Source organism: Streptosporangium sp. NPDC049644, assembly GCF_040675205.1.
Lineage (GTDB): Bacteria > Actinomycetota > Actinomycetes > Streptosporangiales > Streptosporangiaceae > Streptosporangium > Streptosporangium fukuiense.
In genome coordinates, this window is record NZ_JBFAOJ010000163.1 from 1 (window position 1) to 11,066 (window position 11,066).

11 protein-coding genes are annotated in these 11,066 nt (G+C 69.2%); 3 read left to right on the forward strand and 8 right to left on the reverse strand.

Annotated elements, in window-relative coordinates; translation table 11 throughout:
• The 6 genes from AB0J58_RS42530 to AB0J58_RS42555 all read right to left on the reverse strand — a co-directional run.
• On the reverse strand, window positions 1-323 hold a 323-nt coding region (locus tag AB0J58_RS42530; RefSeq protein ID WP_364227057.1), incomplete at its 3' end, for a hydantoinase B/oxoprolinase family protein.
• The gene (locus tag AB0J58_RS42535; protein WP_364227059.1) at window positions 320-2,377 is read right to left on the reverse strand and encodes a hydantoinase/oxoprolinase family protein; all 2,058 of its coding nucleotides are present in this window, start codon (window positions 2,375-2,377) and stop codon (window positions 320-322) included. The genes AB0J58_RS42535 and AB0J58_RS42530, both read right to left, overlap by 4 nt.
• A gap of 8 nt (window positions 2,378-2,385) precedes the next feature.
• A complete protein-coding gene (locus AB0J58_RS42540) occupies window positions 2,386-4,398 on the reverse strand; it encodes a dipeptide ABC transporter ATP-binding protein (protein WP_364227061.1) in 2,013 nt (670 codons plus the stop codon).
• 6 nt (window positions 4,399-4,404) lie between these two features.
• Window positions 4,405-5,256, reverse strand: a complete 852-nt coding sequence (locus AB0J58_RS42545; protein WP_343964661.1) for an ABC transporter permease — start codon at window positions 5,254-5,256, stop codon at window positions 4,405-4,407.
• The gene (locus tag AB0J58_RS42550; RefSeq protein WP_364227063.1) at window positions 5,256-6,266 is read right to left on the reverse strand and encodes an ABC transporter permease; all 1,011 of its coding nucleotides are present in this window, start codon (window positions 6,264-6,266) and stop codon (window positions 5,256-5,258) included. The genes AB0J58_RS42545 and AB0J58_RS42550 overlap by 1 nt, the downstream gene beginning before the upstream one ends.
• Window positions 6,267-6,269: 3 nt before the next feature.
• Entirely contained in the window at window positions 6,270-7,946 is a 1,677-nt protein-coding gene (locus AB0J58_RS42555; protein WP_364227066.1) for an ABC transporter substrate-binding protein, read from the reverse strand.
• Between the two features lie 348 nt (window positions 7,947-8,294).
• Here AB0J58_RS42555 and AB0J58_RS42560 point away from each other — a divergent pair, with 348 nt between their 5' ends.
• Window positions 8,295-8,528, forward strand: a complete 234-nt coding sequence (locus AB0J58_RS42560; RefSeq protein ID WP_364227068.1) for a type II toxin-antitoxin system CcdA family antitoxin — start codon at window positions 8,295-8,297, stop codon at window positions 8,526-8,528.
• 188 nt (window positions 8,529-8,716) lie between these two features.
• Here the strand turns inward: AB0J58_RS42560 and AB0J58_RS42565 are convergent, their stop codons facing one another.
• Window positions 8,717-8,950 (reverse strand): DUF397 domain-containing protein, encoded by a 234-nt coding sequence (locus AB0J58_RS42565; protein ID WP_364227071.1) that lies wholly within the window; start codon window positions 8,948-8,950, stop codon window positions 8,717-8,719.
• Between the two features lie 28 nt (window positions 8,951-8,978).
• Complete coding sequence (locus tag AB0J58_RS42570; RefSeq protein ID WP_364227074.1) at window positions 8,979-9,839, reverse strand: helix-turn-helix transcriptional regulator; 861 nt, start codon at window positions 9,837-9,839, stop codon at window positions 8,979-8,981.
• A 278-nt stretch (window positions 9,840-10,117) separates the two neighbouring features.
• Between AB0J58_RS42570 and AB0J58_RS42575 the strand changes: the two genes are divergently transcribed.
• Both AB0J58_RS42575 and AB0J58_RS42580 read left to right on the forward strand, forming a co-directional pair.
• The gene (locus tag AB0J58_RS42575) at window positions 10,118-10,405 is read left to right on the forward strand and encodes a hypothetical protein (RefSeq protein WP_364227076.1); all 288 of its coding nucleotides are present in this window, start codon (window positions 10,118-10,120) and stop codon (window positions 10,403-10,405) included.
• Window positions 10,406-10,434: 29 nt separating this feature from the next.
• On the forward strand, window positions 10,435-10,887 hold the full coding sequence (locus AB0J58_RS42580) for an ATP-binding protein (RefSeq protein ID WP_364227079.1): 453 nt from the start codon (window positions 10,435-10,437) through the stop codon (window positions 10,885-10,887).
• Window positions 10,888-11,066: the final 179 nt, after the last annotated feature.

The window sequence follows — 11,066 nt, forward strand, 5'->3', positions numbered from 1 at the left end:
TCATAGGCGTGCGCCGCGTTCCAGTACGGGTAGTTCAACAGCACCACATCACCCGGACGCAGGTTCTCCCGCCCCACGTACTCCACACCCTTGCGCAGTGAGAAGTCGTTGGCGCCGAGGAAGAAAGTGAGCCCGGTGGCCTCGGCGATCAGCCGCAGGTCGGCGTCGTACATCGACATGCCGAAGTCGTGGACCTCGTAGATGACCGGGTTGAACGACGTGCGGATCAGCGTGGCCCGCATCTCCTCCGCCGCGGCGAGCAGGTAGCTGCGCACCACCTCCGCGGTCGCCCCGTCAAGGGTCTTGCCCGGTTGCTCGGTCACGATGCCACCTCCACAAGCCTGACCAGCAGGTAACCGTGCTCGTCGACCTCGACCCGCTGCCCCGAGGGGACCACGGTGGTCGAGGTGCCCTCGTCGACGAGGGCGGGTCCGTCGAACGCGTCGCCCGGCTCCAGCAACGCACGGTCGTAGACGGCGAACGACGCCGTGGCGCGGGTACCGAAGTCGTAGGCGTCCCTGCGGGCGAACAGCGCCCGGCCCGCGTCGCCGTCGCCCGGCGGGCGCACCACCAGCTCCGGCCGGTCGGTACGGCCGATGCCGCGCACCCGCAGGTTGAGGATCTGCAGCCGGTTGTCCATGGCGTGGCCGTAGCGCGCCACGTGGGTCTCCTCGAACGCCCGCCTGATCGCGTCCCGGTCGAGGTCGCGGCCCGCGGTGACGATGAGCGAGTGCTCCTGCCCCAGGTAGCGCAGCTCGAACTGGCGCTCAAGGACCATGCGCTCGGCCGAGACCCGCTGCGCCTCCAGGGAGTCGACGGCCTCGGCCTCGATGCCCTTGAAGATCGTCTCCAGCTCGTCGAGGTCGGCGTCGTCCAGGGTGGCCATCACCGTGCGGGAGAAGTCGTCGACGATGTCCGCGCTGAGCATGCCCCAGGCGGAGAAACCGGACGGCGCGAACGGCACGATGACCTCTCCGATGCCCATCTCCGCCGCGAGCAGCGGGGCGAGCAGCGGTCCGGCCCCGCCGAACGCGAGCAACGAGAAGCCCCGGGGGTCGTGCCCCCGCTCGACGGTGATCTGCCGGACCGCGCCGACGGTCTTGGCCAGCAGCACGTCGAAGACGCCCGCCGCGGCGGCCTCCGTGCTCAGCCCGAGGGGCCGGGCCACCTGCTCGTCGAGCGCCGCGCGGGCGGCGTCGGCGTGCAGGTCCATGGTCCCGGCCAGGAAACGGCCCGGGTCCACGTAGCCGAGGACCACCGCCGCGTCGGTGACAGTGGGGCGGGTGCCGCCCCGGCCGTAACACACCGGGCCGGGGTCGGCACCCGCGCTGTGCGGACCCACCTTGAGCAATCCCCTCTCCAACCACGCGATCGAGCCCCCTCCGGCCCCTATCGTGCGGATGTCGTAAGTGGGGATCAGCAGCGGAAAGTGCTCCAGCTGCGCCTCGTAGGCGGCCACCGGGGACCCGTGCTCGATCACGCACGCGTCCAGCGAGGTGCCGCCGATGTCGAAGGTGAGCAGGTCCCGGCGGCCGAGGGCGGCGGCGAGGTGCGCCGCGCCGACGATGCCGCCCGCCGGACCCGACAGCACCGTGTGCGTCGGGGAGGTCTTGGCCACCGACGACGTCATGGAACCGCCGCCGGACCTCATGATCAGGAACTGCCCGCCGAACCCGCGCTCGGCCAGCCCGTGCTCCAGCCTGTCGACGTACCTCTCGAAGATCGGCCGGATGTAGGCGTCGAGGACCGTCGTGCTGGTCCGCTCGTACTCGCGGTACTCCCTGACGATGTCGGTGGAGAGCGAGACCGTCACCTCCGGGTACGCCTCGCGGATGATCCGGGCGGCCTGGCGCTCGTGGGAGGGGTCGAGGAAGGAGTGCAGGAAGCAGACGGCGATCGACACCACGCCCTCCTCCTCGACCAGGACCCGGGCCGCCTCCCTGACGCCCTCGGCGTCGAGCTCCTCGACCACGCGGCCCCGGTGGTCGAGCCGTCCCCGCACCCCCGCGGTGTGACGGCGCCGCACCAGGCTCTCGGGGCGCTCGTACTGGAAGTCGTACATGTGGTCGGCGGGCACGTTGCCCCGGCCGATCAGGAAGATGTCTCGGAAGCCGTCGTTGGTGATGATCCCCGTCGGCTCGCCGCGCCGTTCCAGGACCGCGTTGAGACCCAGGGTGGTGCCGTGGATGAACAACTCCACCTCCGACAGGTCGGTGCCGAGCGCGGTGACCGCGTCGAGCACGCCCTCCCAGGGACGGGCCGGGGTGGTCGAGGCCTTCCTGAAACGCACCTCGTGAGTACGGGTGTTCAGCTCCATCGCGTCGACGAAGGTGCCGCCGATGTCGACGGCCAGACGGATGTGCTTCGGGTCGGGCATTGCGGGTGTCACCTTTCGATCAGCGCGGGGATCTCGGCGGCGCGGCGGCAGGCGACCAGGCTCGCGTGGTACGGGCGGAGCTCCTGCTCCTGCTCGCCGCACTCGTCTGTCGCGAAGGGGCAGCGCGGCGCGAGCGCGCAGCCCCCGGCCGCGTCCGCCTCCTCCAGATCCTTGGTCAACTCGACCTGCGGGCCGCCGTAACCGGAGCCGAGGCTGGGGGCACTGGACAGCAGCGCCCTGGTGTAGGGGTGCCCGGGATTGCCGAAGACCTCTTCCACCGGCCCCTCCTCGACGATCCGTCCCAGGTAGAGCACCACGACGCGGTCGCAGAACCCCCGTACGGTGGCCAGGTCGTGGGAGATGAAGACCGAGCCACGTGAGCTGTCGCCGCTCACCTCGGCGATCACCTTCAGGATCTGCGCCTGTACCGTGACGTCAAGCGCCGAGGTCGGCTCGTCGAAGACGATCAGGTCGGGTTCGCCGACGAGCGCGCGGGCGATGCCGACGCGCTGCGCCTGCCCGCCGGACAGCTCGTGCGGGCGCCGCCCCAGGATCGACGGGTCCAGCTCCATCCGCTCCAGGGCGCGGGCGACGCGTGCGGCGCGCTCCGCGGCGGGCACCCCGGCGGCGCGCAGCGGCTCGCCGATCGCGTCCTGCACGGTCCGCCGGGGACTGAGCGACCCGATCGGATCCTGGAAGACCAGCTGGGCGCGGGTGCGCAGCCGGCGCAGCCGCCTGCCGCGCAGCTCGGCCAGGGCGTGACCGGCCACCTCGACCCTGCCCCGCGAGGGCTGCACCAGGCCGAGCATCAGCCTGGCCAGGGTGCTCTTGCCGCAGCCGCTCTCCCCGACGACGCCCAGCCGCTCGCCCGCGGCGACGCTGAGGCTGACCCCGCGCAGGGCGTGGTGGCCCCCGCCGCCGAAGCGGCCGCGGTAGACGACGTGCGCGTCCTCGATGCGCAGCACGCTCCCCTTCGCATCGGGCGAGGTGGCCGTACCGGCGGACGGGACCGTTCCCGCTGGCGGGGTCTCCGCAGGAACCGGCGGCTCGGCGGGATCGTCGAGTGGACCCGAGCGGGGGTGGAAGCAGGCGACGCTCCAGTCCATGGCCAGGGGCCCGGCGACGGGCAGGTCCGCCGTGCACAGCTGCGTCGCGTGCGCGCAGCGCGGCGCGAACGGGCAGGACGACGGCGCCTCGGTCAGCAGCGGCATAGCGCCGGGGGTCGCGGTCACCGGGCGCCCGTCGATGTCGGGCACCGAGCGCAGCAGCGCCCGCGTGTAGGGATGGGCGGGCTCGTGGAGCACCTGCGGGCCGGGGCCGCTCTCCACCACCGTCCCCGCGTAGAGCACCACGACGCGGTCGCAGACCTCCGCGATGGACGCCAGGTCGTGGGAGATCAGCAGCACGCCGCGCCGCTCCGCGTTCGCGGCGAGCCGGAACCGGTTGAGGATCTCCCTGGTGAGCGTGACGTCCAGCCCGGTGGTGGGCTCGTCGGCGATCAGCAGGCCGGGCGCGCACCCGGTGGCCAGCGAGATCATGACGCGTTGCGCCATGCCGCCGGAGAGCTCGTGCGGGTAGGCGTCCAGGCGGCGCCTCGGGCTGCGGATGCCGACCGACTCGAACAGCTCGGCGGCGACCTCCCTGGCCGGAGCCGGGGCCAGCGACCGGTGGGTGACCAGCCGGTCGACGAGCTGGCGGCCGACGGTACGGGTGGGGCTGAGCGCGCCGCGCGGGTTCTGGAAGCAGATCGCGGCGCCGTGCCCGCGGAAGGCCTCCAGCTCGGCGGCGCCCATTGTCAGCACGTCGGCGCCGTCGAACATGACGCGTCCGCTCGTCCGGGAGCCGCCGGGCAGCAGGCCCACGATGGAGCGGGCCACCATGCTCTTGCCGCCGCCGCTCTCACCGACCAGGCCGACCACCTCGCCCGGCTCGACGCTCAGGTTCACCCCGCTCAGCGCGGCGACCCGGCGTCCCGGCCGCTGGATCACGACGGAGAGGTCCTCGATCGACAGGAGTGTCATCGTCCGTCACCTCCTTGTGGAGTCGGCGCGTTCCTGCAGGCCCTCACCGAGGAGGCTGAAGCCCAGGACGCAGATCAGCAGGAAGAGGCCGGGCGGGACCGAGGTCCACCACCGGCCCGCGACGACGTCACCGGAACCGAGGCTGATCATGGCGCCCCACTCCGCGGTGGGCAGCGGCACGCCGAGCCCCAGGAAGGACAGCCCGGCCAGCGTGAGCATCGCCCAGCCGCAGTTCAGCGGGGCGATGACCCGCACCGGCGTCAGGCTGTTGGGCAGTACGTGCCGCCAGAGCACCCCCCAGAAGGAGGAGCCGGAGGTGCGGGACGCCTCCACGAAGGGCAGTTCCCTGATGGATCGCACCTCGGCGCGGACCAGCCGGGCGTAGGCGGGTGCGTTCACCAGGGCGATGACCGCGATCAGGTTCGCCGTACCGCCGCCGAGCAGCGCGGCCACCGCCAGGGCCAGGATGAAGGTGGGGAACGCCTGGAAGACGTCGAGCACCCGCATCAGCACGTCGTCGGCCCAGCCGCCCCGGTATCCGGCGACCAGGCCGACGAGGCTGCCCGCGACCACGGCCAGGGCGACCGCGGCGACGGCGATGCCGACGTCGAGCCGGGCGGCGTGCAGGACCCGGCTCCACACGTCCATGCCGTTGAGGTCGGTGCCCAGCAGGTGCGCGCCACCTGGCGGGGCGAGGGAGGCGAGAGGGTCGATCTCCTCGGGACCCCAGGAACTCAGCAGCGGCGCGAACAGGACCGCCACCGCGACCACGGCCAGGATGACGGACCCCACCGTGATCAGGGACGACGCGAAGCGGCGGTCCGCGCCCGCCTCCCGGACTCCCGAAGCCTCGGCCATCAGATCCTCACTCTCGGGTCGAGGATCGCGTGGACGACGTCGGCGATGAGGAAGACCACCACGTAGAACAGCGCGATCACGAGCACCGACGCCTGAACCACCGGGTAGTCCCGGTAGAGCAGGCCGCGCAGCGCCCACTGCCCGAAGCCCTGCCAGGAGAAGACGTACTCCACGAGGACCGTCGAGCCGATGGAGAAGCCGAACACCAGGGCCGCCAGCGCGGGGAGCCGCACCAGCGTGGCCCGCACCAGGTAGCCGCGGAGCAGCAGCCGGTCCTTCAGGCCGTGCGCGGCGGCGGCCGTGTACGCCTCGGAGGCCAGCACCTCGAGCGCGGAGGCCCGGACGCTGCGCAACAGCGGCGCGACGATGACGATGACCAACGTGGCCACCGGCAGCGCGAGGTGCTCCAGCGCGGAGACGAACGCCGGGCCGTTGGCGGTCAGCGCCGCGTCGAGCAGGTCGGCACCGGTGATCAGGCTCAGCTCGGTGTCGGGGTCCACCCGGCCGCTGGGGGCCGGGAACCAGCCCAGCACGCTGTAGCCCACCAGGACCAGCACCAGTCCGAGCCAGAACTCCGGTACCGAGTTGCCGATGAGCGCCGCGACGCGGACCGTGTGGTCGCCGAACCGGCCCGCGTGCCTGGCCGACCAGATGCCGAGCACCACCGCCAGCACGAGCGCCACGGCCAGCGCGATCACCACGAGTTCCATGGTCGGCCCGATCCGCAGGGCCATCTCCGAGCCCACCGGGGCACCGCTCTGGATGGAGGTGCCGAAGTCACCGGTGAACAGTCCCCCGACATAGTCGAGGAACTGCTGCCACAGCGGCCGGTCCAGCCCGAACCTGGCCCGCGCCGCGGCGGCGTCCGCCTCCGTGGCGTTGGGGCCGAGGATGGTACGGATCGGGTCACCCGGCAGGACCCTGACGAGCAGGAAGGTCAGCACGACCACCCCGAGGAGCACCGGGACGAGCTGGAGGAGCCGCCTGAGGACGAACCGGAGGATACGCATGGATCAGGAGGAGCTGCTCAGGTAACGCAGCCGGGCCAGGCCGTCCATCGGCTGGACCCACCCCGCCACCTCTTCCCGGACCGGGAGGTTGAAGTTGGGCTGGCAGATGACGACCCATGGCACGTCCTCGGCCAGGATCTCCTGCACGCGCAGCCAGAGCTTGGCACGCTCGGCCGGGTCGACGACGGTGTGGGACTCCTCGAAGATCTTCTCGATCTCGGGGTTGACGTAGTTGGAGTAGTTGAGGCTGGCGCCCTTGGTGAAGCTGGTGCCGAGCATGTACTCCACGTCGTTGACCCAGAGCTGGCCCAGGGTGATCTGCAGGGGGATGTTCTTCTTCGCCCTGCGCTCGCCGAGCGTGGCGGGGTCGAGCGGGGTGAGCTTCAGCTCGATGCCCGCCTTCCTGGCCTCGCTCTGCACGAGTACGGCGATCTGCTGCTGCTCCTCGCTGTCGGTCTGGAAGACCAGCTCGGAGGTGATCGAGGTCTTGCCCGCCGCGGCCAGCGTCTCCTTGGCCTTGGCGACGTCGTAGGCGTAGGGGTAGCCGGTCTCGGAGTAGCCGGGCATGTCCAGCGGGACGACGCTCTTGGCCGCCCGCGCGTCGCCGCCGTAGACGTTGGCGATGATCTGCTCGTACGGCACCGCGTGGGCGAGCGCCTTACGCACCGCGGGGTCGTCGAAGGGGGCGGTGGTCACCGACATCTGGATGACGAGCTGGTTGTTGCTCGGCGCGGAGATGACCTTGACGCCCTTCGTGGACTTGAGGTCCTTGATGTCGCGCTGGCCGATGCCGAGGGCGACGTCGATGTCGCCGTTCTGCAGCTGCAGGCGCTGGTTGGAGGCCGCGGGCACCACGCTCAGCCTGATCTCGGAGCTCTTGGCACCGTCGGTGCCCGGATAGCCGGCGTTGGCGGTGAGCACGATCTCCTGGCCCTGGACCGCCTTCTCCACGTTGAAGTAGCCGCCGGTCGGGGGGTTCTTGGCGAACCACTCCTTGGCCCAGGGGTCGGCGTCGGTGGCGTGCTTCTTCGCCTCCTCCGAGTCGAAGACGTACAGCGAGATGGCCTGGATCTGCCGGGTCAGCGCGCTGGGGAAGGCCTGGGTGAAGGTCACCGTGTAGTCGTCGACCACCTCGACCTGGTCGGCCTTGGTGAGCCCGATCAGCCGGTAGACGCCGGCCACGTTGGCCTTCGCGGCGAACGCGCGGTCCTTGGACCACTTGACGTCCTTGGCGGTCATCTCGTTGCCGCTGGCGAACTTGACGCCCTTGCGCAGCTTGAGGGTCCAGACCTTGTTGTCGGCGTCGGGCTCGAAGGACTCGGCGAAGGTGGGGGCGATGGCCTCGGTGTCGAGGATCTGGCCGGCGCCGACCGAGGTGACCCCGTAGTCGATCATGTAGGGGAAGACGTTCTTGTAGAGCATCAGGGCGGTCAGGTCGAACCCGACGAAGTCCTGGTCCCAGCTGCTCAGATAGCTGCTCACCGCGATCCGCAACTTCGAGGCGGCCGGGGCCCCGCCGGGGGCGGTGCTCGCCGCGGGCGCGGTGGATCCGCCGCCGCCCGTGGTGCCGGCGGCGCACCCGGTCGCCAGGAGGAGGGCGACCCCGCTGCCGAGCTGCAGGACCGAGCGGCGGGACAGCGCCGGGGATCCCGGACCGTTGGGACGAGAGAAGCCGGGCACGGCAGTCCTCCAGGGGGCCACGAGGGATAGGCCGTGAGGGGACGGTCCACCCGACCTACATGTGGCATTTGTTCTATCAGACCTGAGTTTGGTGAACAAGTGATCAATCTCTGTTCACGAACGGGACCGGTGCTTAAAAAGCGGCAGGACAGCATGGAGATCATGCCCAACAGGCATGTTCACTGAATTTCACAAGACCGTCGCCCACATGTGACCGGCATCCCGTACCGTATCGGCAGAATCGCTTCCGCCAAGCAGACGAACCCGCCCTGGGGGGCGACAGGACCGCTTTCCGCCTGTACACCGCGACCAGCGGAAAAGATCTTAGTGCGGTACTACCGTGTCACCATGGCCGCGCAGGAGACCATCAGCGTAACCGTCGATCGCGATCTGCTCGACCACGCCAGGCAGCGGGTCGGCACCGGCTCACTGTCCGCCTACGTCAACGAGGCCCTCGCCCTGAAAGTCCAGCGGGAGCGCCATCGCCGCGCACTCTGGAACACGAAGGCCGCTGACGCCGACCCCGATCGCGTCGCCCGGATGACGGCCCATATGGAGAGCCGGGCCGAGCGCGACCGGTGACCGACCACCTCAGCCGACGTGGTGCTCCCCATCCTCACTCTCGACCGGGTCAGCGGGGAAGGTCCCTCCCGCACCCTCGACGAGCCACTACACATCCGGGAGATCGCCGACCCCGACCAATGGATGTCGCTTTCTTGTGATGCCGGAGCCCCAGGCCCGTTCAGCGGCCTCGATTGCAGGCTGACAGGTCAGATCACGTTGTCGAACCTGCCACGCTTCAATTCGTCGAGGAAGGTGCGCCACTCCGTGGGGGCGAAGGTCAGGATTCCACCATCGGGGTTCTTGGAGTCTCGGACCAGGTATAGCCGGCTCGCATCGGGCTCGTAGCCACTGGAGTCGCTGACGACGGCAACCTGGACGCAGTCGGCGCCGTTGGCGCTCAGACTGCTGGTTCGCCACACGACGTGAGAGTGCTCAGGCATCCGGTGACTCCTTCCGTCGAATCGATGATCACAGTTCGTCGGCCACGGCGGCGATGAAGGAGAAAGACTCCTCGACCTCGTATGCGGTCGCACGAAGGTGATCAAATGCAAGTGTATAGCGGTGAACGTCCCTTTCGTCTTCCACCCAGAGGTTGCCGGTGAGCGTCTCGACGTACACAACGTCATCGTCGTAGCGGGCCGGAAAGCTGAGGATGGAGAAGGTGCCCGCCGTTGCGGGATGGGTGCCGGAGGTGAAGGGCAGCACCTGAACGGTGACGTTCGCGGTTCGGCTCAGTTTCATCAGGTGATGGCACTGGGCTCGCATGTCCTCGGGAGAGCCGACTCTGTTTCGCAGGGCGGCTTCGCTCAGGATGATCCAGTAGTTGAGAGGGGATGCTGCTCGGCTGAGGAGTTGCTGGCGGGTCTTGCGAGCCTCCACGCGGCGTTCGACCTCGCCTCGGGGCAGGAGGTCCATGAGTCCGGCGCGGATGACGGAGCGTGCGTACTCGTCAGTTTGGAGCATCCCGGGAATGATCTGCGCGGAGAAGCCGCGAATTGACGCGGCTTCGGCTTCGAGGGCGATGTAGGAGGCGAGTTCGGTGGGCAGGGTGTCGCCGTAGGCGTCCCACCATCCTTTGAGGCGTGCGTTGCGTGCCAGATCGACGAGGGCCTGTCGTCTGTCATCAGCGACCGCGTAGAGGTCGAGAAGTACCTGCAGGTCCTTGGGCTGGACGCGTCTGCGGGCGGTTTCGTAACGGCTGAGCTTGGAGGGGTCCCAGCCCAGTTGCCTGGCCGCCTGGTCGCCGGTGAGACCTGTCACCTCGCGTAGGCGTCGCAACTCACCCGCGAGTCTGCGGGTTCGTATGGTGGCCGGTTGCTCGGCGCTCACGGTGATTCCCCCTGCGTTGAGATCGCTTCAGTCTGCCGTCACCGAGGGTGGCGGGCAAGCAAGACTGAAGATCCTTTCTGGCATTCATGTTGTCAATATTGCCAATCGTATTGCCGACTGCTTCGGGTTGCCCACATGATGGCGGTGCACCAAGCGTGGATCGGGCCACGCCCCAGGTGAGAGCCCCAGGGCGTCTACACCTGCGATCTCGCAGCGCCACCACGCTGACGATCACACCCGTGGAATCCGCCTATGTCAGCGAACTCGGGAGCCGAGCCATGGACGTGCGTGATCCGCAACAAGTGCAGTACATCCACCTGGTACGGCTCGGCTGGGACCTGCGGGTTCTTGGGGTGTCCACCTCGGTGGTCGTCCCCGCCGCCGGGGTGCCGGTGCTGGAGATCATGTCTCCCAGCGGGGTCCGGGTCCGGATCCAGGTCACCCGTCGTGCCTGCGGCTGGGTCTTCGTCTGGCGTCCCTGGTGGTCGGTGACCTGGCGGCGCGACTGGATCTGGGCCGAGGCCGACAACGCGGCCGACATGATCGCATCGGCGGTGACCGCGTGAGCGCGCGGGAACATGCTGGCCGCAGCGCGATGATCAAGTGTTGGAGCGCGCTGCACGTCGTGGGTCAACGCGACTTTCCCGGCATCGCACAGTCGGCGGGAGTAGCCCGCAAGTGGGTGCTGGAACTCCTGAGCGACCACGCGGCCACTGAGACACTGGAAACGCTCGAACTACTGGTCAGCGAGGTGGTCACCAACGCCGTCCTGCACAGCGACTCGGCCAAGGCCAACGGGCTGGTCACGGTCCGTGTGGACCTTGGCAGCAGCCTGATCCACGTCGAGGTGATCGACGACGGCTCGGCCACCAGCGTTCCCGTGATTCGAACAGCCGACAACGACAATCTCAGCGGACGCGGTCTGGGCTGGGTGAACACCCTGGCCAGCGCGTGGGGCAGCAGCCATGACGACAAAGCGGGCGGAGCTGTCTGGTTCCAACTCGCAACCGGTCACCCCTCAGGACACGATCCCCTTTCCTCCCACTGAAGACGGTCGGCGAGGTTACAGCGGTCTCCATGTTCGAGATGCGCACGCAAAGACGGAAACGCCACCGCTCATGTGTCCCGTCAGTGAGGTGATCTCAGCAAGATCAACTCGGGCAGTTGGTGCTTGATGTCGTCAGAATGGCGTCGGCTGACATGAACCGGGATGGATCGCGATGCCCC